At 60.1% G+C, this 23,597-nt stretch carries 24 protein-coding genes and 1 pseudogene; 11 read left to right on the forward strand and 14 right to left on the reverse strand.

The window, feature by feature from the left end:
- Positions 1–144 precede the first annotated feature (144 nt).
- Positions 145–1,056 carry a sterol desaturase family protein gene (locus FW796_RS07980; RefSeq protein ID WP_446439220.1) on the forward strand — a complete coding sequence of 304 codons (912 nt, stop codon included), beginning with the start codon at positions 145–147 and terminating at the stop codon, positions 1,054–1,056.
- Here the strand turns inward: FW796_RS07980 and FW796_RS07985 are convergent.
- Positions 1,034–1,714 carry a helix-turn-helix transcriptional regulator gene (locus FW796_RS07985; RefSeq protein ID WP_404937513.1) on the reverse strand — a complete coding sequence of 227 codons (681 nt, stop codon included), beginning with the start codon at positions 1,712–1,714 and terminating at the stop codon, positions 1,034–1,036. The genes FW796_RS07980 and FW796_RS07985 overlap by 23 nt on opposite strands.
- Positions 1,715–2,842 (reverse strand): glycerophosphodiester phosphodiesterase, encoded by a 1,128-nt coding sequence (locus FW796_RS07990; RefSeq protein ID WP_346632351.1) that lies wholly within the window; start codon positions 2,840–2,842, stop codon positions 1,715–1,717.
- Between the two features lie 245 nt (positions 2,843–3,087).
- Here FW796_RS07990 and FW796_RS07995 point away from each other — a divergent pair, with 245 nt between their 5' ends.
- Entirely contained in the window at positions 3,088–3,423 is a 336-nt protein-coding gene (locus FW796_RS07995; RefSeq protein WP_102860665.1) for a DUF2025 family protein, read from the forward strand.
- Positions 3,424–3,469: 46 nt separating this feature from the next.
- On the opposite strand, the gene FW796_RS08000 is transcribed toward FW796_RS07995, so the two are convergent.
- The gene (locus FW796_RS08000; protein WP_346632350.1) at positions 3,470–3,793 is read right to left on the reverse strand and encodes an antibiotic biosynthesis monooxygenase family protein; all 324 of its coding nucleotides are present in this window, start codon (positions 3,791–3,793) and stop codon (positions 3,470–3,472) included.
- A 2-nt stretch (positions 3,794–3,795) separates the two neighbouring features.
- Positions 3,796–4,509 carry a CTP synthase C-terminal region-related (seleno)protein gene (locus FW796_RS08005; RefSeq protein ID WP_446439221.1) on the reverse strand — a complete coding sequence of 238 codons (714 nt, stop codon included), beginning with the start codon at positions 4,507–4,509 and terminating at the stop codon, positions 3,796–3,798.
- 74 nt (positions 4,510–4,583) lie between these two features.
- Here FW796_RS08005 and FW796_RS08010 point away from each other — a divergent pair, with 74 nt between their 5' ends.
- The gene (locus FW796_RS08010) at positions 4,584–5,477 is read left to right on the forward strand and encodes a LysR family transcriptional regulator (RefSeq protein WP_446439222.1); all 894 of its coding nucleotides are present in this window, start codon (positions 4,584–4,586) and stop codon (positions 5,475–5,477) included.
- Between the two features lie 7 nt (positions 5,478–5,484).
- Here the strand turns inward: FW796_RS08010 and FW796_RS08015 are convergent, their stop codons facing one another.
- The 5 genes and pseudogenes from FW796_RS08015 to FW796_RS08035 form a co-directional block, all read right to left on the reverse strand.
- Positions 5,485–6,024: a DUF1003 domain-containing protein gene (locus FW796_RS08015; protein WP_346632347.1), complete on the reverse strand. Its 540-nt coding sequence runs from the start codon at positions 6,022–6,024 to the stop codon at positions 5,485–5,487.
- 88 nt (positions 6,025–6,112) lie between these two features.
- A complete protein-coding gene (locus FW796_RS08020) occupies positions 6,113–6,673 on the reverse strand; it encodes a methyl-accepting chemotaxis protein (protein ID WP_446439309.1) in 561 nt (186 codons plus the stop codon).
- Positions 6,659–7,432 (reverse strand): annotated as a pseudogene (locus FW796_RS08025) (PAS domain-containing protein); the annotation flags it as partial. The pseudogene FW796_RS08025 and the gene FW796_RS08020, both read right to left, overlap by 15 nt.
- 357 nt (positions 7,433–7,789) lie before the next feature.
- Positions 7,790–8,860, reverse strand: coding sequence for a diguanylate cyclase (locus FW796_RS08030; protein ID WP_446439223.1), 1,071 nt, complete (start codon positions 8,858–8,860; stop codon positions 7,790–7,792).
- Between the two features lie 172 nt (positions 8,861–9,032).
- Positions 9,033–9,641, reverse strand: coding sequence for a TetR/AcrR family transcriptional regulator (locus tag FW796_RS08035; protein ID WP_346632344.1), 609 nt, complete (start codon positions 9,639–9,641; stop codon positions 9,033–9,035).
- 203 nt (positions 9,642–9,844) lie between these two features.
- Between FW796_RS08035 and FW796_RS08040 the strand changes: the two genes are divergently transcribed.
- Entirely contained in the window at positions 9,845–10,903 is a 1,059-nt protein-coding gene (locus tag FW796_RS08040; protein ID WP_346632343.1) for an MBL fold metallo-hydrolase, read from the forward strand.
- Between the two features lie 14 nt (positions 10,904–10,917).
- The gene (locus FW796_RS08045) at positions 10,918–11,268 is read left to right on the forward strand and encodes a hypothetical protein (protein WP_446439224.1); all 351 of its coding nucleotides are present in this window, start codon (positions 10,918–10,920) and stop codon (positions 11,266–11,268) included.
- Here the strand turns inward: FW796_RS08045 and FW796_RS08050 are convergent.
- Both FW796_RS08050 and FW796_RS08055 read right to left on the reverse strand, forming a co-directional pair.
- Positions 11,250–11,567 carry an XRE family transcriptional regulator gene (locus FW796_RS08050; RefSeq protein WP_346632342.1) on the reverse strand — a complete coding sequence of 106 codons (318 nt, stop codon included), beginning with the start codon at positions 11,565–11,567 and terminating at the stop codon, positions 11,250–11,252. The genes FW796_RS08045 and FW796_RS08050 overlap by 19 nt on opposite strands.
- A gap of 106 nt (positions 11,568–11,673) precedes the next feature.
- Complete coding sequence (locus tag FW796_RS08055; RefSeq protein WP_346632341.1) at positions 11,674–12,465, reverse strand: AraC family transcriptional regulator; 792 nt, start codon at positions 12,463–12,465, stop codon at positions 11,674–11,676.
- A gap of 113 nt (positions 12,466–12,578) precedes the next feature.
- Here FW796_RS08055 and FW796_RS08060 point away from each other — a divergent pair, with 113 nt between their 5' ends.
- Positions 12,579–13,394, forward strand: a complete 816-nt coding sequence (locus FW796_RS08060) for a sulfite exporter TauE/SafE family protein (protein ID WP_404937511.1) — start codon at positions 12,579–12,581, stop codon at positions 13,392–13,394.
- 440 nt (positions 13,395–13,834) lie between these two features.
- Here FW796_RS08060 and FW796_RS08065 read toward each other — a convergent pair whose 3' ends face one another.
- From FW796_RS08065 to FW796_RS08075, 3 genes are all read right to left on the reverse strand, one after another.
- Positions 13,835–14,815: a hypothetical protein gene (locus tag FW796_RS08065; RefSeq protein ID WP_404937510.1), complete on the reverse strand. Its 981-nt coding sequence runs from the start codon at positions 14,813–14,815 to the stop codon at positions 13,835–13,837.
- Positions 14,816–14,984: 169 nt separating this feature from the next.
- A complete protein-coding gene (locus FW796_RS08070; protein ID WP_011062780.1) occupies positions 14,985–16,232 on the reverse strand; it encodes a ribonucleotide-diphosphate reductase subunit beta in 1,248 nt (415 codons plus the stop codon).
- Between the two features lie 750 nt (positions 16,233–16,982).
- The gene (locus FW796_RS08075; RefSeq protein ID WP_016968107.1) at positions 16,983–17,246 is read right to left on the reverse strand and encodes a DUF2790 domain-containing protein; all 264 of its coding nucleotides are present in this window, start codon (positions 17,244–17,246) and stop codon (positions 16,983–16,985) included.
- Positions 17,247–17,657: 411 nt separating this feature from the next.
- On the opposite strand from FW796_RS08075, the gene acs reads away from it, so the two are divergent.
- From acs to FW796_RS08100, 5 genes are all read left to right on the forward strand, one after another.
- Positions 17,658–19,613 carry an acetate--CoA ligase gene (gene acs, locus FW796_RS08080; protein ID WP_346632338.1) on the forward strand — a complete coding sequence of 652 codons (1,956 nt, stop codon included), beginning with the start codon at positions 17,658–17,660 and terminating at the stop codon, positions 19,611–19,613.
- Between the two features lie 612 nt (positions 19,614–20,225).
- On the forward strand, positions 20,226–21,002 hold the full coding sequence (locus FW796_RS08085; RefSeq protein ID WP_446439225.1) for an ABC transporter substrate-binding protein: 777 nt from the start codon (positions 20,226–20,228) through the stop codon (positions 21,000–21,002).
- Between the two features lie 92 nt (positions 21,003–21,094).
- Positions 21,095–21,784 carry an ABC transporter permease gene (locus FW796_RS08090; protein WP_016968104.1) on the forward strand — a complete coding sequence of 230 codons (690 nt, stop codon included), beginning with the start codon at positions 21,095–21,097 and terminating at the stop codon, positions 21,782–21,784.
- Positions 21,781–22,479, forward strand: a complete 699-nt coding sequence (locus tag FW796_RS08095) for an ABC transporter permease (RefSeq protein WP_102860679.1) — start codon at positions 21,781–21,783, stop codon at positions 22,477–22,479. The genes FW796_RS08090 and FW796_RS08095 overlap by 4 nt, the downstream gene beginning before the upstream one ends.
- A 1-nt stretch (position 22,480) precedes the next feature.
- Positions 22,481–23,593 carry a succinylglutamate desuccinylase/aspartoacylase family protein gene (locus tag FW796_RS08100; RefSeq protein ID WP_346632337.1) on the forward strand — a complete coding sequence of 371 codons (1,113 nt, stop codon included), beginning with the start codon at positions 22,481–22,483 and terminating at the stop codon, positions 23,591–23,593.
- The last annotated feature ends 4 nt before the right edge of the window (positions 23,594–23,597 follow it).

Here is a 23,597-nt window from a genome sequence, read left to right on the forward strand (position 1 = left end):
TTGGGGTGATGGGTTTCGATGGACACAGGTTAGCCACTGCAACTTAATTCACCCTTAATTCAGGTCAGTGGTTGCGCCGTTTGTTCAAGCCAGAGGGCGGGGGCGGGGCCCAAGCTGGTGTCTCCCTTCTAGGAGACTCAGTGAATGAAACGATGGCTTGCGTGGTTGTATGCCCCCTTGTTCTTTGGTGGATTCATCGGTGGTGCGGTGTGCTGGATGAGTGCGGGAGAGGCTTCTGCGAGTGGGTTGCTGGTGCTGTTTGCGGCTGCGCTCCTGGTGTCTTTCCTGGTGGAGTGGGTCCTGCCTTATGAGCCGGCATGGAATCGCTCCCAGGGTGACCGCCTGCGGGACAGTCTGCATGCCCTGGTCAATGAGGGTCTGAATGCCCTGGGCCTGCTCGCATTGCCGGGGCTGGTGGCGCTGTTGGCCCATGACGGCCTGTGGCCTGGGGACTGGCCGCTCTGGGGCCAACTGGTGCTGGCAATAGTGATCGCCGATTGCGGGATCACCCTGGCTCATTACGCCAGCCATCGCTGGGCCTGGCTCTGGCGCCTGCATGCGGTGCACCACAGTGTGCTGCGCATGTACGGTTTCAACGGTCTGCTCAAGCATCCCCTGCACCAACTGCTGGAAGCGACGGCGGGGTTGCTGCCGTTGTTGGTACTGGGCATCCCGCTGCCAGTGGCAGAGTTGCTGGCCCTGGCCATCGCCATTCAGTTGCTGTTGCAGCATTCCAATGTCGATATGCGCTTGGGATTGCTGCGCCTGGTGTTTGCCTGGGCGCCGGTGCATCGCTTTCACCATATGAAGTACGGCCGCGCCGGTGACGTGAATTTCGGTCTTTTCTTCAATCTCTGGGACTGGCTGTTGGGAACCGCGTTCTATCGGCATGACTACCCGATGCGCCAGGGCGACCTGGGCATCGGTAGCCGTCCGGACTATCCGGTGGATTACTGGCCGCAGTTGCTGGAGCCATTCAAGGCCCAACGCTATGCCGCCGAGCCCAAGGTGCCCGAGGCGTTGAGGCGCCCGGTCAATCCAGCAGGCGGGGCCTGAGGGTTTTCAGGGCCTGCCCGGCGGTGACGCCGAACAGTGCCTTCAAGGTGCGGGAGAAGTGCGCGGTGTCGGCGAACCCGGCGCCGTGGGCCGCCTGGGCCATGGCCTGCCCCTCCAGCAACAGGGCCATGGCCAGACGCAGACGTCGCCACAGCACCAGGCGCCGTACCGGCAGGCCTACATCACGGGCGAACAACCGTTCCAGCTGGCTCAGAGACACATGGGCCTGGGCTGCCAATTGCGTCGCTGCCACCTTGCCCTCCAGGGCGGCGTCCAGGGCCAGCAGCGCCCGTGCCACACGACGGTCGGCAATGGGCTGGCGCGGACAACTGCGCAGCGCCGCTTCCAGGCCGGGCAGTGACGGCTCGATACGGCTGACGCAGAGCTGCAGGTCCTGGGCCGCGATGCGCAGTGGCTCGGCGTAGACCGTGAAGGCCCGGTCGGGGGCCTGGATGATGGCGTGGCGGCGCAGGGCCTGGATCAACAGGAAGTGACCACTGAGCCGGACACCGTCCAGTTCCACGGTGACCGGCTGTTGGGGGGCAATGATCAGTTGATGGGCATAGTGAGCGTGGGGCGTGGTGCGCCCCATCACCCCGTGGATCAGACCGAAGTCATGGCCCAGCCAGAGTTCGCCGCTCCAGTGTGAAGCGGACATTCAGTAACCGCTGGCCTCCAGCAACTGGGCCACGCTGGCGCTGGCCGGCCGCTTGAAATACTTGAGCAGTTCGGCGCTGCGGTTGGTGAAGATGCCATCGACCCCGGCCTCCATGACCTTGTTGAAATCCACCGGTTCATCGATGGTGTAGACGTGCACCAGCAGGCCCTGGTCGTGGGTGTACTGATTCATCCAGGGTTGCACCAGATCCGCATAGCTCTGATCGCCGCCAGCCGTCAACGCTGCGCAGGGACCGGTGCCGATGGCACCCTGGGTCTTGGCGAAGTCGACCCAGCGCTTGAACTCGGCCTGGTCCTTGGGTTGCTGTTTGGCATAAAAAGCGGCCTTGTCGGTTTCGCCGCTGCTGGCGAAGGTCTGCCCGGAGGCTGGCTCGATGCTGCCGGGAGCCACCCACAGCAACAGGATTTTCGGCACCTTGGGCATTTCCTTGTGCAGCAACTCCAGGCTGTGTTTGTCGAAGGTCTGCAGCACGACCTTGCCTTTGCCCTGGCCCACTGCCAGCTCGCTTTTCGCCAGCTTGGAGCCCGCCGGGCTCAGCCAGCCACGGTCCTGGAGTTTTTCCTTGAGATCGTGCTCGATGCCGGGGAACAGCTGGGGCTCCTTGGTCTCGATGTAGAGTCCGGGTTTGTGTTGTGGATTGCCCAGGGCGATGTCGATGATCTCGTCCAGGGTGAGGATCTTCAGGCCGGCGAAGCCCGGGCGGGCGCGGTCCGGATGGGCCTGGTTGAACCAGCTGCCGGCGTCGAGGGTTTTCAGTTCGGCCATGGTGAAGGCGTTGGCCGGGCTGTCCTTGCGTTCGGGGAATTTCTGCGCCACGTCGGTAGTGCGTTGCAGGTTGTTGTCATGCAAGACGAAGAGCACACCGTCCTTGCTGCGCTGCAGGTCCATCTCCAGGTAGTCGGCGCCCAGGTCCCGGGCCAGCCTGTAGGACGCCGCGGTGGACTCGGGGGCATCGAAAGACGCACCACGGTGGGCGATCACCGCCGGCTGCGGGATCCCCTGGCGAGCGGCAAGCGCGTCTGGATCGGGCTGTTCAGTGGCCTGGGCCAGGCCGCAACCGAGCATCAGGGCCAACATCAGGGCACAAGGGGGGAAGGTCGCTGGCATGCTCGAAATCCTTTCGTGGAGGCAAGTACAAGGAGATATCTTTTAGCAACTCAATGACGCTTGTGCTATCTCCAGAGCGACATAAATCCTTCTCATACGCATCTTTCGCGGTTTTCTCCGGTGCTTTGCAGTACTCTTGGGCGCTGCAGTTTCCCCATCAGAGGGAAGCCCGAAAACAGCCCCTTCCTTGCCTCGCGTGTAGACCATCGATCACCCGTCCCATGGGACTTACAGTGAGGTTTACCATGAGCATCACCTCCGAACTCATCTGCCAGGCTGCCGATCAGCTCAAGGGCTTTGTCGGCTTCAATCGCAAGACCGGTCGCTACATCGTGCGTTTCAGCGAAGACTCCTTCGGCATGGATGTGGCGGATGACGCCATAGTGCCGGCCAATGAATTTGTCTGGGCGCCGGTGTCCGATCAGGCCATGAGCCTCAAGCGCGAGCAGATCCAGTTGCTGCTGGATCAGAACATCGACGACCGGATCAACATCAGCGAACCGCTGCGGGTTTACATGCGTCGCAGCGATCTACCGGAAATCCAGGCGGTGCGCAGCCTGCTGTCGACCGCCCAGGGCTGACCCGTGCTTGCCCTGAGCCGCATCCGGAGCGGCTCAGGGGCTTGCTTCAAATGCCGAAGCTGTAGGCCCGCTCGACCTTGCTTACCCGGGTATGAAAGTACCGGTACCAGTCGTTGCGACCACGCTCGCGGATGGCGCGGTGTTCGGCGTGTTGCTTCCAGGCCAGGATCGCCGCCTCGCAGGTCCAGTAGGACACGGTGATACCGAAGCCATCCTCACCCCGTGCCGATTCGGCCCCAAGGAATCCCGGTTGTTGGCGAGCCAGCTCGACCATGTGTTCGGCCGCCTGGTCATAGGCGGGATCGGCTTCACGGCGCTGGGAACTGAAGATCACTGCGTAATAGGGTGGGGCGGGCGTCTGGCCGATCATCCTTACGCCTCCAGGCAAGCGTTGAGCAGGGCTGTCACCAGGGGCGGCGTACGGCCTTGGAGGGCGGCGCGCTCGGGCTGGAACAGTGTGGCAACGAAGAATGGATGCCCCTCCAGTTCCACGGCGCGCAAGTCGCCGTCGCTGTCGTGGCCGGTAGGGCGCAGCGCACCACTGAGCAGCGGGGCCGCAAAGTCCGGATTGACCCCATAGCGGCAGCGATAACCTTCCTCGATGCTCGGAGTGCCGTAGGCCTGGGCGATCCGGCTGCCGCTTTGCAGCTGGATTCGGTCGTGGGCTTCCACCAGGGCGCAGCTCAAGGGGGTGAGCACCGCGCGCTGGGCATGAGGGGTGATCTCACCGTGCTCGGCGTCGCTCCAGCCCAGCACGTTGCGGGCATATTCCAGCACTGCGTGCTGAAAGCCGCCGCAGGTGCCGAGGAAGGGCCGTTGCTGTTCCCGGGCCACACGGATCGCCAAGAGGGCACCGTCGATGTGGCGGTAGGGACTGCCAGGCACGCACCAGATTCCGTCGAAGCCGTTGAGCTGTTGCTCGTGGGTCAGCTCCGGCGTGGCCAGCCATTGGTAGTCCACCCTGACCCCGCTATCGGTCGCGGCGCGCTCCAGGGCCAGGGGAATGGCCTGGTGTGCGGTGATCTGTGGGTCGTAATCCCCTACCAGGGCGATGCGGATGGTGGCTGTAGATCGGGCTGGGTGCATGTGGCCTCTCCGGTTGTGGCGCTGACTTGTCGACTGCCTGGAGCCACTATAGATTGGCGATCACGCAATCAATATTGGCGTTTCACCAAGTGATCAATGCAGCCGTGCACTATCAGCTGGACTATCCCGACCTGTCACTGATTCTCGCCCTGGTCCGTGGCGGCTCCCTGGCTCGCGCCGCGGCCCTGCTCAAGGTGGATGTTTCCACGGTGTTTCGTGCGGTGCGCCGGCTGGAGGCCGGGCTCGGGCAGCAGTTGTTCGACAAGAGCCGCGCTGGCTATCTGCCCACCAGCCTGGCTCAGGCCCTGGCACAGCAGGCTGAACAGGCGGAGCAGGCCTTGGAGGCCGCGCGGATCGGCGTGGCCCAGGGAGGAGAGGTGATCAGCGGCACAGTGCGCCTGACTTGCACAGATTCGGTGTTGCAAGGTCTGCTGCTGCCGGCCCTGGCGCAATTCATGCCGAACTACCCGGCGCTGGTGATCGAACTCTGTACGTCCAATGATTTCGCCAACCTCAATCGGCGTGATGCGGACATAGCGGTGCGTCTGACCGCAACACCGCCGGAACATCTGGTGGGACGTTGCCTGGGAGCGGTGTCGTATCGGCTGTGCGCGAGCCCGGCGTACAAGCAACGGGTGGACTGTAGCGACCTGTCGAAGGTGGCCTGGATCGCCCCGGATGATTTTCTCCCCGACCATCCCACCGTGGCCTGGCGCCGTCAGCGCTGGCCTGGCGTGCAGCCCAGCTATCGCTGCAACAGCATGCTCGCGGTGACCGAACTGGTAAGGGCCGGCCTCGGCGTTGCAGCCTTGCCGGATTTTCTCATGGGCAGTGGCGGTCTGGAGGCGTTGAGTGAACCCTTGGGCCATGACACAGCTCTGTGGCTGCTGACCCGTCCGGATTGCCGGGCCCTGCGTTCGGTGGTGACTCTGTTTGATGAACTGGCGCGCCATCTGCGCTGGCCATGAGCGGGGCTCAGGTGTCGGGCTGATCCTTGTGCACAAAGTGCGCGTGCATCTCGCTGGTCAGGTTCTCGATGCGTTCGGTCAGTTGCTTGGTCATTTCCGTGAGCCGGGTGTTCTGCTCCAGCAACTCCAGCAGTTGGCTGGTGGTCTGCGCGGCCTGGGCCTGGCGTTCACTGTTAGCGATGGCCAGGGCTTCGCGGTGCTGGGCGTCTGCGTCCGATTGGGCCTTGTCCCGTGCGGCCTGGCGGGTCTGGGCCAGGAGGATCAGCGGTGCGGCGTAGGCTGCTTGCAGGCTGAAGGCCAGGTTCAGAAGGATGAAGGGGTAGACATCGAACTGGGTCACGCCAGTGAGGTTGAGGGCAATCCAGATCACTACGATCAGGGTCTGTGCTCCGAGAAAGGTCGGGGTACCAAAGAACCGGGCAAAGGCTTCCGCCTTCAAGGCAAAGGTGTCGTTGCCAAAGGTCGGAGCGAGGTGGGCGTGGGCACGGTGAAAGCGCAGATGGTCGACGATTGGGGTGGTTTTTTCCGGGGTGTCGCTGGAACTCATGATGGCCTCCGCCAGGCGTTGGGACGTCAGGCCACTATAGTCCTCAAGGCCAGGCCCGACGTCATTATCGACGTCGGGAAAACCACCCTCAGAGCACGTCGCGTTCGTTGGCGAACATGCTGACCGCTTGCACCGCGTCACTGGCGCCATCGCGAATCTGCAGGATCACGGTCCCGGCCTGATCCGCCAGTTGCACGCCCTTGGCAGCTCGTTCACGAGTGCCGTCCATGCTCTTGATCGCTTGCTGCGTTTCGTTCTGGATCATGTCGATCATGCTGGAGATTTCCGCCGTCGAGCCGCTGGTGCGTGCCGCCAGTTGCCGGACTTCGTCGGCTACCACGGCAAAACCTCGGCCCTGTTCTCCGGCCCGGGCGGCCTCGATGGCAGCGTTGAGGGCCAGCAGGTTGGTCTGATCGGCAATCCCGCGAATAGTGTTGACGATGGCGGTGATTTGCTCGGAACGTTCGCCGAGGCGGGCGATCAGCGAGGAAGAGTCCTCGATGTTATGGGCGATCTGGCGCATCTCGCTGGCAGCCTGCTGGATCACCCCGGTGCCTTGTTCGGCGACTTTCCGGGTCTCCACCGAGATGTGATACGCCTGGCTCGCACTCTGGGCGTCCTGCTCATGCTTCTCTACCTGCTGAGTCACGTCTGCAGCGTACTTGACCACCTTGCACAGGCGTCCGCTGGCGTCATAGACCGGGTTGTAATTGGCTTCCAGCCACAGCGTGCGCCCATGCCTGTCGATCCGCTCGAAGCGGCCGTTGAAGAACTCCCCCCTGTTCAGGCGATTCCAGAAGTCCTGGTAGGCGCTGCTGCTGATCAGCTCGGGTTTGCAGAACATCCGGTGATGCTTGCCCTTGATCTCCGCTAGGCTGTAGCCCATGCGGCTGAGGAAGTTGGCGTTGGCGCCAATGATGCTGCCGTCGAGGTTGAACTCGATGACCGCCATGGCCCGGTCGATGGCCTCCAGTTTGTTCCGGGCCTCGACTTCCTCTTGCACCCTGGCGGTGACGTCAAGGGCGTACTTGACCACTTTGTACACCGTGCCGGAGGCATCGCGGATCGGGTTGTAGCTGGCTTCCAGCCACAGGCTCTGGCCCGCGGCGCCAACCCGCTCAAAGGTGCCGGACTCGAACTGGCCATTTTTCAGGCGGGTCCACAATTGCTGGTAGTCGGCGCTGCGAGCGTATTCCGGGAGGCAGAACAGTCGGTGAGACTGGCCGATCACCTGATCTTGCCGATAGCCCAGAGTCTTCAGGAAGTTGTCGTTGGCTCGGAGCACCGTGCCCTGGAGGTCAAACTCGATCACCGCCATGGAGCGGTCGATGGCGTCCAGAAGGCGGGATTGTTCGGCGATGGTCTGGTTCAGGGAATCGATGGTCTTGTTGTGACGATTGAATAGCATGTTGGCAGGTGCTCTGTGGGAGAAACGTCGCGTCGATCCCTATGGAGTGCGCCGGTATGCCGAAAGCTCCCCGGCGATCGGCATTATCTGCTCAATGTCAGCGTTCCATGACTGACAGATAATTTCGCAGCGGTGAAGCGGGCGACATTTCGGGCGAACGTCGCTGGCCGCATCAAGAGGATACGTAACGGCTGCGAATCGATTTAGTTGGATTGGATGACTTGGCTGGCAGCGGTGCCGCGGGGGTTATCCGCTGCTGCAAAGTGGCGGCATTATGATGTCAGTCACGAAGAAAAATCCAAATAAACTTGTACAGAAATATTTTTTACTTCCTTTTTGTATAAGTTTTGGCGGTTTTTATGCCATTTGCGCGGGAGAGAAATGGGCTTCGCTGTCATTGCTGGCCGTACGGTTGCGCCCGCTGTTCTTGGCCAGATACAGGGCCTTGTCCGCCGCATCGAGCCAGCCTGCAGGGTCTGGAAAGCTTGAGTCGAAAGCCGCCAGGCCGATACTCAGGCTGACCTTCAGTTCCTGCACTTCTGGATGCCGGTACTGATTGAAGACCTGGCGCAGGCGCTCCATCACATCAAGGGCCTGTTGCCGGCTCATGCGTGGCAGGATCACGCAGAACTCGTCGCCACCGTAGCGACCGGCGAGATCGTCATGGCGCAGGTTGCGGCGTAGTTCATTGCTCAAATGGCGCAGCACTGTATCGCCGACAATATGCCCGTAGGTGTCGTTGATCGCTTTGAAGTGGTCGATGTCGATCAAGGCGATGCTGGCTTCCATCTGCTGCTGCTGGCACTTGTGGAACTTGATGTGCAACAGGTCTTTCCACGAGCCGTGGTTGAGCAGGCCGGTAAGGCTGTCGGTGCGGCTCAGGGCGCTGAGGGCGCGCTTGTGTTCGGACAGTTTGATCGCCAGTCGATAGCAGACCATGCCCACGGCCAGGGGGTAGAGGGTCAGCATGGGCAGGCAGGCATAGATCTGCAGCGGGCTGATCTGCGCACTGAAGTTGGCCCCGATCAGCGCCCAGGACAGCAGTATCCCGGCACATTGGGCCAGGCCGCCACGAATGAACAGGCGCAAGCCGCCTGCGGCGACGTTGTTCATGGTCATCATCGAGAGGATGGTGACTGCCGGCAGGGGATTGAATTGCATGGTTGCCGCCCAGAATCCCCCCAGCAGTGAGTCATACAACAGGTTGCGGCGTTCTGCCCGGTAGGGAAAGTCCGAGCGGGTGGAAAGCTGATACGCCAGATGGGGCCAGATCAGGCCGTGGAACAACAGCAGGGCCCATATCCAGTCAGGCGGTGCCAGGGGGTAAAGTGCGGCCAGGACACTGATGCCGCCGATACTCAGGCCGATGATCCTTGGCCAATAGATGCGTCGGGCAAATGACAGCCCCTTGCCGCGTTGGTTTTCCATAAATTCCTGCACCGGATTCTGTACTGAAACACCTTGTGGTGTTTTTTGCGGCTTGGCCGTTTATCGGATCAGTTTGGTGAATATTGTCATTTATTCCAGTGGGAATAATCAGTGTCCTTCGAAGCCATTTAACAGTGGCCGGGAACGTCGTGTGACAGGAGCGCAAGCAGGGTCATGCCTGGTAGTGAGTCAGGAACATGTCCAGCGCCGACTCGATGACCCGGGTTTGCATGTCCTCTGTCAGGGTCGGCTGGCCCATGGTGATCTGCGGCCAGAAGGCAAAGCTCTTGAGCAGCCCGTGCATCTGTTGCGCGGCGAACTCCGGGTCCAGGGGCTTGAGGCGGCCGTCAGCCAGCGCCCCGCGGATCCACAGGGTCAGGCCTTCTTCCCGTTCGCCGAGTCGCGCCACCATGTTCTGTGCTCGCTCGGGGGAGTGGATGGTGGCGGCGATGGCGACTCGGGCCAGGTCGAGGAAGTTGTTGTCGGCCAGCAGTTGCAGCTTGGCTCGCAGAACGTTTTGCAACTGCTCGCGCAATGGCTGGTCGCTGCGGTAGCTGACCTCCGATTGGGCGCTGGTGCTGGTCCAGAGCTTATGCAGAATTTCGGCGAACAACTCTTCCTTGCTGGGGAAGTGGTTGTACACCGTACGCTTGGAAACCCCGGCCGTGGCGGCGATCTTGTCCATGCTGGTGATTTCGAAACCGCTGGCGCGGAATTCGCTGATCGCCGCCTGGATGATGGCATTGCGTTTGAGGTCGGTGAGGCGCTTCGGGGCTGTCATAAGTTGGGTTCGGTCAGGGTCGGCGTTGAAATCAGTCGGCAGTCTACTTCGTCTTAATCCTGTTGCAATGTAGAAACTACACTGTGTAGTGTAGTTCTTCTTGAGAACGATGATTGGCGGCTGATGCTTGCGTGCCTTGGCCAGTAGATCGTCCCGCAGAACAACGTCGGAACCTGCCGCATTCCAATGGAGTCATTTCAATCATGGCCACTGTTTCGTCCAGCGTCACACGCCCCCCCCGCCAGGAAACTTCCCGCCAGGAACAGGGCGCCTTTCGTAACCATGCTCCGGTACATCGCGCCGGTTTCGGTAAAACCCTGCAGATTTTCTGGAACATGCTGTTCCACAAACCGCGTAATACCCGTCCGGCCGGAGCTATCCCTGTACAGCCGCTGACCCGCGAGCAACTGCAGGCGGCCCCCAATCACAGCGTGTTTCGTCTTGGGCACTCCACGGTGCTGTTGAAGATGCGTGGCAAGTTCTGGATCACTGACCCGGTGTTTGCCGAACGTGCGTCCCCGGTGCAATGGGCCGGTCCCAAGCGTTTTCACCAGCCCCCCATCAGCCTGGAGGCTTTGCCCGAGATCGAGGCGGTGATCCTGTCCCATGACCACTACGATCACCTGGACCACCAGACAGTACTGGCTCTGGCAGCCAAGACCCGGCACTTCCTCACCCCGCTGGGAGTGGGAGATACCCTGATCAAGTGGGGGGTACCCGCGGCGAAGGTCCGGCAGCTGGATTGGTGGCAGGGGTGCGAAGTCGAGGGCATCCGCTTTATCGCTACGCCGTCGCAGCACTTTTCCGGTCGCGGGTTGTTCGATGGCAACCACACCTTGTGGGCGTCCTGGGTCATGATCGACGCCGCGACGCGGATCTTCTTCAGCGGCGATACCGGTTATTTCGACGGTTTCAAGCGTATTGGTCAGCAGTACGGGCCCTTTGATCTGACGCTGATGGAAACCGGTGCCTACAACGTCGAATGGCCCCATGTTCACATGCAGCCGGAGCAAACCCTGCAAGCTCACATCGACCTGCAGGGGCGCTGGTTGCTGCCAATCCACAACGGCACCTTTGACCTGGCCATGCATGCTTGGCATGAACCCTTCGACCGTATCCTGGCCCTGGCCTGGGAGCGCAGTATCAATATCACCACGCCGCAAATGGGCGAAGCCTTCAACCTGGCTCAGCCTCAGCGGGGCGGGGCCTGGTGGTTGGAGGTGGAAGGCGCCCCCGAACAGGCGGCTGTCGAATCCGCGTAATCATTTCCTGATCCATGTCCGGCTCCCTTTGTGGTTGGGGGGATGTGCTGATCCCCAGTTTCACTCTGGCGGTCTTTGTGCAACTGGACCCGGAGGTTCGCTTGCAGCGCTTGCGTGTCCGGGAATTCCAGCGCTACGGCGAGCAGATTTTCGAGGGGGACGAGCGTCATGCCGCGACCCAGACTTTTCTCACCTGGGCCGCCGGCTACGACGAGGGTGGTCACGGAACCCGCAGTCTGCGGCGCCATGAAACCTGGATCAAAACCCTGGGCTGTCCGCTTGTTCGCCTGGATTCGACCCAGCTTTCAGTGCCGGACTTGTGCGGGCAACTGCTCAAGGCACTGGATCACTCGATCATTGCGTAGTCAGGGCGTTCCATGGGATTGGGGGTAGCGCCCTTGATATTCATGCCGCGGCCGGGAGTGAAGCCGGGAAAGAACACCAGCCCTTGAGCTTCAAGGCAGAACGCCAGTGCCAGGCGGGTCACGTCACGCACCTCGTAACCGGCTTCGAAGCGCTGGATGGCTTGCACCGAGACTGCGGACTCACGGGACAGTCGATCCATGTCCCAATCCAGCATGTCCCGGGCTTGGGCACAGTGCTGCGGAGTGAATTGATAGAGGGCGATACGTTCCAGGGTGATTTTCATCGCTAGAGAGGCCATGGTTTTCTCCGGGAGGTTAGGCAGGAAGTTGGCTTTATACTGGTTATTTGTACAGTTGTTTTATTCCCGGATCAAACTGATTTTTGCTCTCGGCACGCGCCTTTGGTCACAAGGTTTTTCCCGGGGGCGGGTCCGCCCTGTTCAGGTAGGTACTGGGGGACTGTCCCAGCACTCGGCGGAACATGGTGGAGAATGCACCGGGGCTGTCATAGCCGAAATCCAGGGCGATGCGTGTCACGGGCTCCGCGGCTGCCAGCCGCGCCAGGGCCAGGATCACGCAGGCTCGTTGTCGCCATTGAATGAAGCTCATACCCGTTTGCTGGCGGAAGACGCGATTGAAAGTGCGCAGGCTGACGTGCAACCGATCCGCCCAGTGCTCCGGGGATTGGTGAATATCGGGCTGTCCGAGAAAGGCCTGGCACAACTCCAGTAGCGGGCCATCAGCCGGCAGGGGGATATGCAGCGGTAGCGCAGTGCTGCGTTGCAGTTCATGCAGCAGCAGCTCGACCAGCAATCCGTCACGCCCGCCCTGATCGTATTCCAGGGGAATCTCTACGGCCTCCAGAAGCAGTTGGCGCAACAATGGCGAGACGCTGACGACTCGACAGCCGCTGTTATCCAGGGGCGCCGCGGCAGGTTCGATATACAGGCTGCGGGTACTGACTCCGAGCATCAGCACCTCATGCTCCACCCCGGACGGGATCCACACCGCATGTTGCGGTGGTACTACCCAGTTGCCCTGATCGGTACCCACCTGCATGACCCCGGTAGCGCCATACAGCAGCTGTGCCCGCCGATGGCGGTGGCGGGGCAGGCGTTGGCCGTCGGCGTAGTCGGTTCCGATGGCCAGTACCGGACGCGGTGTCTGATCCAGTTGATCGATGGAGATGTTGCGCATGCCGAGTCGTTCCGTGTTTGGCGTAAACGCAAACATTATTGGCTGACTTGCTGAAGTCGGCCAAGCGGTGAAGCTCTATCGTCCAGGTCTTCTGCAAAGACGAGCGTGGTCCGATGTTCTATCTACTGCTGGCATTTTTTGGTTGCATGACGGGCATCAGCGCCGTGCTGTTCGGCTTTGGCGGCGGATTTGTAGTGGTGCCGCTGCTGTACTGGATGTTGCTGGGCAGCCAGGGCGCGGACTCGGCAGCAGGGCAGTCGGCGATGCATGTCGCGGTGGCTACCTCGACTTGCGTGATGATCGTCAATGCCCTGGTCGCTAGCCGTCGACATCAGCGTGCGGGCAATCTTGTTCGCCACTATCTGTGGCCTCTGGGGGGCTATATAGGTCTGGGGGCGATCTTGGGGGCGGCGGCGGCCATGTGGGTCAGTGGCGAAGTGATTCGTTATGCCTTTATCGCCTATCTGGGGATCACCATTGCCGACTGCCTGCTGCGACGCGGTTTTCTTGAACCGTCGCAAGGGCAGAAAGCGCGCCTCCTTGGCGCCCGCGAAACGCTCTTTGGCGGTGTAGGAATAGGTGTTGTCGCCACCTTTCTCGGCGTAGGCGGCAGTGTCATGACGGTGCCTCTATTGCGCCGTTGCGGTCTGACCATGACCCAGGCCACCTCAATGGCCAATCCTCTGAGCGTGCCTGTGGCGTTGGCGGGAACTGTCACCTACATGGGCCTGGCCCGTTTCAGCCCGTTCGATCTCGGACCCTGGTTCGTCGGTTATGTGGATCTGCTGGCGTTCTCGGTACTGACCCTCGGCTCGTTGCTGGGCATCCGCCTGGCCACTCCCTGGATTGGCAGAATTCCCGACCGTATGCATGCCCGGGTGTACATCGGCCTGTTGTTGCTGGTGCTGCTCAGCATGTGCCTGAAGTGATAGGGAGCATCACGCTTGGTGGCTCGACTGTCCTTGGCCGCAGGTCCAAATTGCCCGATGCGCAACGCTGGCTCTGGCTTGGATGAGCGCGTTGCCGGCTTTTTCATACAAGGGAGTTCCCATGTTCAACGGATTGATATGCCAGATCTTCGGCGTCCTGTGGCTTTCGATCTATCTGTCGGCTGTGCAGGCTGCAAGTTCTCGCGAAGTTTTCAGCGCAGCCCTGGGCAAGATGCCGATTGTGCTGGAGATCAGCGCCCACTCTCCCCAGGAGGTCACGGGGCGTTATGTCTACCAGAAATTGCATCGTGACCTGGCGCTCAACGGGACGCTCCAGGGGCCTGCGATGGCACGGAGTGGTCGGTGCTGCGGTATGAGGTGCTCAGGAAGCATCCGAGGGAGTGGCCCTGGCGTTGCCCAAGCGGTGAAACCGCAGGGGGCTATTTCGCTTCCAGGCCTGGTGCCTCGCGAATCACGAAATGGTCCAGGTTCTCGATATTGGCGCTGAACACTCCGAAGGTTGCTTCGGGATTTTTCTTGCTCGGCACCTGCTTGAGTGTCGGGGTGACGCCATAGAAGAAGCAGTACAACTCACGCTGGCTGTCGATGGCGCCCTTGAGCTCTTCGAGGAAGGCTTTGCGCTTGCGGTAGTTGTCGACCAGTTTCTTGCTCAGGTAGACGTTGACTGAATAGGGCTTCTTCTTGGCTTCGCCCTCTTCCTTGAACCAGACCTTGTGCTCGAAGTCGATGCGAAAGCTCTGGGTGTAGTCCTTGATTTCCTTGATCTTGCCCCAGTAGATCAGCCCCTTGTTATCCAGCAGGTACTCGATTTTCTTGAAGAACGAGGCGTAGGACGCGGTGTGCTCGCCGATCTTCAACGGCATGCGCTTGAGCAGTTCCTTATCGTCGATATTCGATACGAAGCATTCCACCGGGTGGGCGAAGACGCTGGTCTTGTCCGGGGTTGTATCGCGCCCGGCGTGGGGCGTTTGCAAGCTGGCAGGCGTCACTGGCGGGTTGTTTCCAGGCGTCTGCGGTGCTGCTGCAGGGGTGGCCGGTCGGCGCAGGTATTCGCGGCGGGTCAGCAGCAGCTCCGAAGGGAAGTGCTCCTCGCGATCATCCTCGACTGCAGCTCCTTCGATGCTGCCAGGGCTTTTGCTGATCCCGTAAGGGCAGCCTTGTATATGAAGAGTGCTGGGCAGGTTCTTGAAATGCGGGGTGCGGATGTAATTGACGTTCTTGGCATTGAAGGTGCCCAGTTGATTGGCGGCATCGAACGCTGCGCGACAGTCATCGTTGGGGCACTGGAAACTTTCCTTGGCCGAGTCGAAGACCAGGGTTTCATCGAAGTTCAGATCCCGCACGTCATAGATCGACAACTTTTCGTCGAGGCTGATGCAGTAGGCGGTATCGAATTTCATGAGCGCTTTGATCCTTAAGCGGGGGAGGGGACTTTATAACGGTAGGTCTTGGAGCCTGCACGTACTTTAATGAACCGGGTTTTGTACAAGAAGCGGGTGCGGATTTGCGCGGCCAATAAAAAAGCCCTGACCAAGTCAGGGCTTCTTGTTTGTTTCATCGATCCGGGAATCAATCCCAGCTCAATGCACCGCCAGTCTGATACTCGATCACGCGGGTCTCGAAGAAGTTCTTCTCTTTCTTCAAGTCCATGATCTCGCTCATCCATGGGAACGGGTTGGTGGTACCTGGGTACTCTTCCTTCAAACCGATCTGCGACAGGCGACGGTTGGCGATGAACTTGAGGTAGTCCTCCATCATGGCCGCGTTCATGCCCAGTACGCCGCGCGGCATGGTGTCGCGAGCGTATTCGATTTCCAGTTGGGTGCCCTGGAGGATCATCTGGGTGGCTTCTTCCTTCATCTCGGCATCCCACAGGTGCGGGTTTTCGATCTTGATCTGGTTGATCACGTCGATGCCGAAGTTCAGGTGCATGGATTCGTCGCGCAGGATGTATTGGAACTGCTCGGCGACACCGGTCATTTTGTTGCGGCGACCCATGGACAGGATCTGGGTGAAGCCGCAGTAGAAGAAGATGCCTTCCAGAACGCAGTAGTAGGCGATCAGGTTGCGCAGCAGTTCCTTGTCGGTGTCGACGGTGCCGGTTTCGAACTTCGGATCGGAGATCGAACGGGTGTACTTCAGGCCCCAGGCAGCTTTCTTCGCGACCGATGGAATCTCGTGGTACATGTTGAAGATCTCGCCTTCATCCATGGCCAACGATTCGATGCAGTACTGATAGGCGTGGGTGTGGATCGCCTCTTCGAACGCCTGGCGCAGGATGTACTGGCGGCATTCCGGGTTGGTGATCAGGCGGTACACGGCCAGTACCAGGTTGTTGGCAACCAGGGAGTCGGCGGTGGAGAAGAAGCCCAGGTTGCGCATGACGATGCGGCGCTCGTCGTCGGTCAGGCCTTCCGGGTTTTTCCACAGGGCGATGTCGGCGGTCATGTTGACCTCTTGCGGCATCCAGTGGTTGGCGCAGCCGTCGAGGTATTTCTGCCAGGCCCAGTCGTACTTGAACGGTACCAACTGGTTGAGGTCGGCGCGGCAGTTGATCATGCGTTTTTCGTCAACGGCGACACGGGCGGAAGAACCTTCCAGTTCGGCCAGGCCTTCGGCGATGTCGAGCTGGTCCAGGGACGCCTTGGCGCGGGCAACGGCAGCGGAGTCGCTGGCGGTCACGGCGCGGGCTTCAAGAGCGGCGGCACCACCAGCGCTGTCGAGGCGGTCCATGTTGGCTTCAGTAGCGTGGCCGGCGTTGGCGCCTTTGACTGCAACTTCGCCTTCTTCTTTGTCGAATTCGTCCCAGCTCAGCATGACGTGTCGTCTCCTGCTTGAGGGCCAGATGCCCGTGTGAAAACAAAAGGGTTGGCTTTTCACACGGCGCTACTGGCCGCGTTAAATCATTAGAAATCGTTTGTTGCAGCAGTGAACGCAGGCAATAAACAGAAATACGTGTTCGGGTGCCTTGAAGCTGCTGTCGGGCGGAACTGAGGGTGTCGGCTCCGGCGCGGGATTCAGCAGGTCGTTTTCATCCGGTAAGGGAATGTTGCGGGCCCGTTTTGAGGACGCATTATAAGGATATTTTCGGGGTCGTGGGGCGACCGATGGGCGCAGGCGTGCCCAAGAAGGAGGGGGACTGAGAGCAAAGCGCGGGTTTACAAGGCTTTGGCCGTTGAAGATTTTTTTTCAGGTTCGAAAAATTTATCCGGAAGTGGCCAAAAAATAGCCAATTTTACTAGATGTTGTGTTTTTGCAAGCCTTTTTCGGGTTTTGAACACAACTCGAATCGTCCGGTTTTGTCGCTGAAAATCTCCTGGCAGAGCTCTTCAAGGTTGGCAGGACTGCCCTCGCCGAAGTCGTCAGCCGAGAGGCGCGAAAGGTCGTTGGCAGTGCCATGAGCAGGCCATCAACCGCAGCAGGAAAAGTGCGTGCGATTGCCGTGCTCGCACGTCGTCAAAGTGAAGCCTTTCACGGCCCTTGGGCGGGTCGTTGTCGGGCATCTTTGCCGCAAGAGGGATTTCTTGCGGCCGGCAGTCATCAGGGGCTATGCAATGAACTTGGTTATTAGCCGTTAGAGCAACCGTTGCCCATTACGCGGTATTGAAGAATATGCCGCTGACCGTGGGAGTCTTCATATTCCATGCGCGCTGGTACAACTTCGCATACTTCTGGAACTTCGCTCATGGAGATAACTTTGGCGATATCCAGGTCGGTGGAGTAAGTGTATTCCTCTACCGGTACTTGCTGCTGGGCGACATCAGTCGGGATCTCATCAGCCATCGCTGTAACGCACAGACTGCTGAGGGCCAGAACTAATAAAGCTTTCATTTGCGTTTTACCTTTCTAAGGTCGTGTGGGGTCACGCAGCCTTTGTGGGGCTGCGTGTGGAACTTGAGTAGAAGTTTGATTAACTGCCTTCGTGGGGGCTGCAACTTGGTTAATCAGATTGCCTGTTTGGCGAGGCAGATTTTAGGCCCGGGGCCTGCGACCATATAGGCGTACTTTTGATAAACACCTTTGACGGTTTTTGTAACAATCCCCGAAAAAGGCCTGTCTGGAGGTCTGTTTGAACATTTTTATCCGCGGTGAATATCGCTGTAAGCAGCGTTCTTGAAGGGTTGCGGCAAATATCGGGGTATTTCGCAGGGGGTTGTTACTACCATCGTCGAATGGTTCTATAGGCGCCCCCCGGCTACAACGGGGTCATACAAAAACAACTATGTCACCGAGGTAAGAAAGATGAGTGCGGCTTCTCTGTATCCCGTTCGTCCCGAGGTTTTGGCCAATACGCTGACTGACGAGGCGACCTACAAGGCCATGTACCAGCAGTCGGTCGTGAACCCGGACGGTTTCTGGCGCGAACAGGCCAAGCGTCTCGACTGGATCAAGCCTTTTACCACGGTGAAGCAGACCTCCTTCGACGACCACCACGTGGATATCAAGTGGTTCGCCGATGGCACCCTGAACGTCTCCTATAACTGCCTGGATCGCCATCTCGCCGAACGTGGCGATCAGATCGCGATCATCTGGGAAGGCGACGATCCTGCCGAAAGCCGCAACATCACCTACCGCGAACTGCATGAAGAAGTCTGCAAGTTCGCCAACGCCCTGCGTGGCCAGGACGTGCACCGCGGCGATGTGGTGACTATCTATATGCCAATGATCCCCGAAGCGGTGGTGGCCATGCTGGCCTGTACCCGTATCGGCGCGATCCATTCGGTGGTATTCGGTGGCTTTTCGCCTGAGGCGCTGGCCGGTCGCATTATCGACTGCCGCTCGAAAGTGGTGATCACTGCCGACGAAGGCATCCGGGCCGGCAAGAAGGTGCCGCTCAAGGCCAATGTCGACGACGCCCTGACCAACCCGGAAACCAGCAGCATCCAGAAAGTCATCGTGTGCAAGCGCACCGGTGGCGACATCAAGTGGAACCAGCATCGCGACATCTGGTACGAAGACCTGATGAAGGTGGCCGGCAGCGTCTGTGCACCGAAAGAGATGGGTGCCGAAGAAGCGCTGTTCATCCTTTACACCTCTGGCTCCACCGGCAAGCCCAAGGGCGTGCAGCACACCACTGGCGGTTACTTGCTCTATGCGTCGCTGACCCATGAGCGGGTGTTCGATTACCGTCCGGGCGAAGTCTACTGGTGCACCGCCGACGTCGGTTGGGTCACCGGTCACACCTACATTGTCTATGGCCCGTTGGCCAACGGCGCCACCACCGTGCTGTTCGAGGGCGTGCCCAACTATCCGGACGTGACCCGGGTGGCGAAGATCGTCGACAAGCACAAGGTCAACATCCTCTACACCGCCCCGACTGCGATCCGCGCCATGATGGCTTCGGGCACCGCCGCCTGCGAAGGCGCCGACGGCAGCAGCCTGCGCCTGCTGGGTTCGGTGGGCGAGCCGATCAACCCGGAAGCCTGGGACTGGTACTACAAGAACGTCGGTCAATCCCGTTGCCCGATCGTCGACACCTGGTGGCAGACCGAAACCGGCGCCACCCTGATGAGCCCGCTGCCGGGCGCTCATGCCCTGAAGCCGGGTTCTGCAGCGCGTCCGTTCTTCGGCGTGGTGCCGGCCCTGGTAGACAACCTGGGCAACATCATCGAAGGCGCGGCCGAGGGCAATCTGGTGATCCTCGACTCCTGGCCAGGCCAGGCGCGGACCCTGTACCGCGATCACGATCGTTTCGTCGACACCTACTTCAAGACCTTCCGCGGCATGTACTTCACCGGTGACGGCGCCCGTCGCGATGAAGACGGCTACTACTGGATCACGGGTCGAGTGGACGATGTGCTCAACGTGTCCGGGCACCGCATGGGTACCGCCGAGATCGAAAGCGCCATGGTTGCTCACCCTAAAGTCGCCGAGGCGGCGGTGGTGGGTGTGCCTCACGACATCAAGGGGCAGGGCATCTATGTCTATGTGACCCTCAATGGTGGCGAAGAGCCGAGCGAAGCCCTGCGTCTGGAGCTGAAGAATTGGGTGCGCAAGGAGATCGGTCCGATTGCCTCGCCGGATGTCATCCAATGGGCACCGGGCCTGCCGAAAACTCGTTCCGGGAAGATCATGCGGCGAATCCTGCGCAAGATTGCTACGGCGGAGTACGACGGTCTGGGAGATATCTCCACCTTGGCCGACCCAAGTGTGGTGCAGCATCTGATTGATACCCACAAGACCATGAACGTCGCCTGAGGCGGATTCCGAGTCATCCAGCCCCGCCCGGCCTTGTGCCAGGCGGGGCTTTTTTGTGGCCACACGATTCGCCGGCAAGCTGATTCCTGCGGGGCTGCGTGGTTGTTGCGGCGGCCGCTTTGCCAGCGAAGAGGGGCGAATAAATATCGGATATTTCCGGCAGGCGTATCCGAATGTTACCGATGTTGTCGAAGATGTAACCCCGCGCTCATTTTCGGGGCCATGGGAAACGCCTAGCCCCATTTCAGGGCCTTTTATATCCATATAAAAAATAAGTCATCACGCTGCGCTTGCCGGAATAGAAGGCTTTGCGAATAATAGGCCCGCAATTTGCAACATAGATCGGTTTACTGTCTTTTGCTCTTGCATAGATTTGAAGAGCTGTCAATGTGCTGCCCCGGCATTCTCAATGCTTCTGTAATTTGTTGTCGCATTGAGGAAATATCGGCTTCCAGCCTGTCGTTAGAATGCCGGTCACTCGCTCGTCGTTGCCTGTGTGTGAGTCCTCTGCGGGCTTCCCGGGACGCAGCGCGGCAATTCAGGTTCCACCCATTCGCATATTGGGCTGTCGCTCACTCTGCCGTTTTCGCCCTTTACCGATGGAGTTCTAAGATGAAGAAACTCGTGCTTCTTGGCGCCCTGGCACTGTCCGTGCTGTCCCTGCCGACTTTCGCCGATGAAAAGCCCCTGAAAATTGGTATCGAAGCGGCTTACCCTCCGTTTGCCTCCAAGGCGCCGGACGGCAGCATCGTCGGTTTCGACTACGACATCGGCAATGCCCTGTGCGAAGAGATGAAGGTCAAGTGCGTATGGGTCGAGCAGGAGTTCGATGGCCTGATCCCGGCGCTGAAAGTGCGCAAGATCGACGCCATTCTCTCGTCCATGTCGATCACCGATGATCGCAAGAAGTCCGTGGACTTCACCAACAAGTACTACAACACTCCGGCCCGTCTGGTGATGAGGGCCGGTACTCAGGTCAGCGATGGCCTGGCTGAGCTCAAAGGCAAGAATATCGGTGTGCAGCGTGGCTCGATCCACGAGCGTTTCGCTCGTGAAGTCCTGGCGCCGCTGGGTGCACAGATCAAGCCTTACGGCTCGCAGAACGAAATCTATCTGGATGTGGCGGCCGGTCGCCTCGACGGCACCGTGGCGGACGCTACGCTGTTGAATGACGGCTTCCTGAAAACCGACGCCGGCAAGGGCTTCGCCTTCGTCGGTCCGGCCTTCACTGACGTCAAATATTTCGGCGACGGCGTAGGGATCGCTGTGCGCAAGGGTGACAAGGCCGATCTGGACAAGATCAACGCCGCCATCGCTGCCATTCGTGAGAATGGCAAGTACAAGCAAATCCAGGACAAGTACTTCGACTTCGACATCTACGGTAAGTAAGACCGTCGAAACAGTCAGTCCGAGATGGCGCAAGCAGCAGAATCTCTGAAGTTTGCGCCATTTTTTCATCCCAATTTTCGAGGACCTGAATCATGTTGAAAGGCTACGGGGCTGTCATCCTCGATGGCGCTTGGCTGACGCTTCAGCTCGCCTTGTCGTCCATGGCCCTGGCCATTGTTCTGGGTTTGATCGGGGTCGCGCTGCGCCTCTCGCCGGTGCGCTGGTTGGCCTGGCTCGGCGACCTGTATTCCACGGTGATTCGTGGCATTCCCGATCTGGTGCTGATCCTGCTGATCTTCTACGGCGGCCAGGACTTGCTGAACCGTGTGGCGCCGCTGCTGGGCTACGACGATTACATCGACCTCAATCCGCTGGCCGCCGGTATCGGCACCCTGGGCTTTATCTTTGGTGCCTATCTGTCGGAAACCTTCCGTGGCGCTTTCATGGCGATCCCCAAGGGGCAGGCCGAGGCGGGCATGGCTTACGGCATGAGCAGCTTCCAGGTGTTCTTCCGGGTGATGGTGCCGCAGATGATTCGCCTGGCGATTCCCGGCTTCACCAACAACTGGCTGGTTCTGACCAAGGCCACTGCACTGATTTCGGTGGTGGGACTGCAAGACATGATGTTCAAGGCCAAGCAGGCGGCAGACGCCACTCGCGAGCCTTTCACCTTCTTCCTCGCAGTGGCGGCGATGTACCTGGTGATCACCAGTGTCTCGTTGCTGGCATTGCGTCACCTTGAGAAGCGCTACTCGGTAGGCGTAAGGGCGGCTGATCTATGATCTTCGACTACAACGTCATCTATGACGCCTTGCCGCTGTACTTCAGCGGCTTGCTGACCACTCTGAAACTGTTGGCACTGTCGCTGTTCTTCGGCTTGCTGGTGGCCTTGCCCCTGGGCCTGATGCGGGTGTCCAAGCAGCCATTGGTGAACATGAGCGCCTGGCTCTACACCTATGTGATCCGTGGCACGCCGATGCTGGTGCAGTTGTTCCTGATCTACTACGGCCTGGCCCAGTTTGAAGCGGTGCGTGAGAGTTTCCTCTGGCCCTGGCTGTCCAGCGCAACTTTCTGTGCTTGCCTGGCCTTTGCCGTCAACACCAGCGCCTACACCGCAGAAATCATCGCCGGCAGCCTCAAGGCCACGCCTAACGGTGAGATCGAGGCGGCCAAGGCCATGGGCATGTCGCGCTACAAGATGTATCGCCGCATTCTCCTGCCATCGGCCCTGCGCCGGGCTCTGCCGCAGTACAGCAACGAAGTGATCATGATGCTGCAGACCACCAGTCTGGCGTCCATCGTGACCTTGATCGACATCACGGGCGCGGCGCGCACGGTCAATGCGCAGTACTACCTGCCGTTCGAGGCCTATATCACCGCGGGCGTGTTCTATCTGTGCCTGACTTTCATCCTGGTGCGCCTGTTCAAGCTGGCCGAAGGCCGCTGGCTGCGCTACCTGGCACCGCGGAAGCACTGATATGCAACGTATCGATCATCCATTGCCCTGGAGTCACCTGGGCAGCGAACGCAGCATCTCGGTGTTCCGTTTCGGCAGTGGCGAGCGCAAGGCCTATATCCAGGCCAGTCTGCATGCAGACGAGTTGCCCGGCATGCGCACCGCCTGGGAGCTGAAGAAGCGCCTGGCCGAACTGGAAGCCGAAGGTGCTCTCAATGGTGTTATCGAACTGGTGCCCGTGGCCAATCCGCTGGGGTTGGGGCAGTTGCTGCAAGGCAATCACCAGGGACGTTTCGAAGCCGGTAGCGGCAAGAACTTCAACCGCGACTTTGTCGAGTTGAGCGGGCCTGTGGCCCAGCGCCTGGAAGGGCGTCTGGGGGACGATCCTCACGCCAATGTGCGCTTGATCCGTCAGGCCATGAGCGAGGTGCTGTCCGAGTTGCCACCGGCTGCAAGCCAGTTGCAGGGCATGCAGCGGGTGCTCCTGAGTCATGCCTGTACGGCGGATGTGGTGCTGGACCTGCATTGCGATACCGAGGCGGCGCTGCATATGTACGCCTTGCCGCAGCATTGGCCGCAGTGGCGTTCCCTGGCGGCGCACCTGGATGTGAAGGTCGGGTTGCTGGCGGAAGATTCCGGTGGCAGCTCGTTCGATGAGGCCTGTTCGCTGCCCTGGTTGCGTCTGTCGCAACAGTTTCCCGAGGCGCAGATTCCCCTGGCCTGCCTGGCCACCACTCTGGAGCTGGGCGGTCAGGCCGACACCGGGCGTCCTCAGGCCGAGGCGCATGCTGCCGGCATCCTGGCGTTTCTCGCCGAACAGGGGTTGATTGCCGGTGAGTGGCCTGCGCCCGCGCATGAAGCCTGCGAAGCCATGCCATTTGAAGGCACCCAATTGCTGTATGCGCCGCACCCTGGCGTGGTGAGCTTTCTGCGTCCGGCCGGGAGCTGGGTAGAAGTGGGCGAACCGATTTTTGAAGTGATTGATCCCCTATCCGATCGGGTCAGTACGGTGTGTGCTGGCACCAGCGGCGTGTTGTTCGCCGTTGAGCGGCTGCGTTATGCCCAACCCGGTTTCTGGCTGGCCAAGGTGGCGGGGCGCGAAGCGCTGCGTCACGGGCGCTTGCTCAACGACTGACTGT

This window comes from Pseudomonas sp. 910_21 (assembly GCF_052850735.1).

Excerpts from the sequence above, each read along its gene's own strand:
- FW796_RS07980 (WP_446439220.1), top strand. The coding sequence starts at position 145 with ATGAAACGATGGCTTGCGTGGTTGTATGCCCCCTTGTTCTTTGGTGGA.
- FW796_RS07985 (WP_404937513.1), bottom strand. The coding sequence starts at position 1,714 with ATGTCCGCTTCACACTGGAGCGGCGAACTCTGGCTGGGCCATGACTTC.
- FW796_RS07990 (WP_346632351.1), bottom strand. The coding sequence starts at position 2,842 with ATGCCAGCGACCTTCCCCCCTTGTGCCCTGATGTTGGCCCTGATGCTC.
- FW796_RS07995 (WP_102860665.1), top strand. The coding sequence starts at position 3,088 with ATGAGCATCACCTCCGAACTCATCTGCCAGGCTGCCGATCAGCTCAAG.
- FW796_RS08000 (WP_346632350.1), bottom strand. The coding sequence starts at position 3,793 with ATGATCGGCCAGACGCCCGCCCCACCCTATTACGCAGTGATCTTCAGT.
- FW796_RS08005 (WP_446439221.1), bottom strand. The coding sequence starts at position 4,509 with ATGCACCCAGCCCGATCTACAGCCACCATCCGCATCGCCCTGGTAGGG.
- FW796_RS08015 (WP_346632347.1), bottom strand. The coding sequence starts at position 6,024 with ATGAGTTCCAGCGACACCCCGGAAAAAACCACCCCAATCGTCGACCAT.
- FW796_RS08030 (WP_446439223.1), bottom strand. The coding sequence starts at position 8,860 with ATGGAAAACCAACGCGGCAAGGGGCTGTCATTTGCCCGACGCATCTAT.
- FW796_RS08035 (WP_346632344.1), bottom strand. The coding sequence starts at position 9,641 with ATGACAGCCCCGAAGCGCCTCACCGACCTCAAACGCAATGCCATCATC.
- FW796_RS08040 (WP_346632343.1), top strand. The coding sequence starts at position 9,845 with ATGGCCACTGTTTCGTCCAGCGTCACACGCCCCCCCCGCCAGGAAACT.
- FW796_RS08045 (WP_446439224.1), top strand. The coding sequence starts at position 10,918 with ATGTCCGGCTCCCTTTGTGGTTGGGGGGATGTGCTGATCCCCAGTTTC.
- FW796_RS08050 (WP_346632342.1), bottom strand. The coding sequence starts at position 11,567 with ATGGCCTCTCTAGCGATGAAAATCACCCTGGAACGTATCGCCCTCTAT.
- FW796_RS08055 (WP_346632341.1), bottom strand. The coding sequence starts at position 12,465 with ATGCGCAACATCTCCATCGATCAACTGGATCAGACACCGCGTCCGGTA.
- FW796_RS08060 (WP_404937511.1), top strand. The coding sequence starts at position 12,579 with ATGTTCTATCTACTGCTGGCATTTTTTGGTTGCATGACGGGCATCAGC.
- FW796_RS08065 (WP_404937510.1), bottom strand. The coding sequence starts at position 14,815 with ATGAAATTCGATACCGCCTACTGCATCAGCCTCGACGAAAAGTTGTCG.
- FW796_RS08070 (WP_011062780.1), bottom strand. The coding sequence starts at position 16,232 with ATGCTGAGCTGGGACGAATTCGACAAAGAAGAAGGCGAAGTTGCAGTC.
- FW796_RS08075 (WP_016968107.1), bottom strand. The coding sequence starts at position 17,246 with ATGAAAGCTTTATTAGTTCTGGCCCTCAGCAGTCTGTGCGTTACAGCG.
- acs (WP_346632338.1), top strand. The coding sequence starts at position 17,658 with ATGAGTGCGGCTTCTCTGTATCCCGTTCGTCCCGAGGTTTTGGCCAAT.
- FW796_RS08085 (WP_446439225.1), top strand. The coding sequence starts at position 20,226 with ATGAAGAAACTCGTGCTTCTTGGCGCCCTGGCACTGTCCGTGCTGTCC.
- FW796_RS08090 (WP_016968104.1), top strand. The coding sequence starts at position 21,095 with ATGTTGAAAGGCTACGGGGCTGTCATCCTCGATGGCGCTTGGCTGACG.
- FW796_RS08095 (WP_102860679.1), top strand. The coding sequence starts at position 21,781 with ATGATCTTCGACTACAACGTCATCTATGACGCCTTGCCGCTGTACTTC.
- FW796_RS08100 (WP_346632337.1), top strand. The coding sequence starts at position 22,481 with ATGCAACGTATCGATCATCCATTGCCCTGGAGTCACCTGGGCAGCGAA.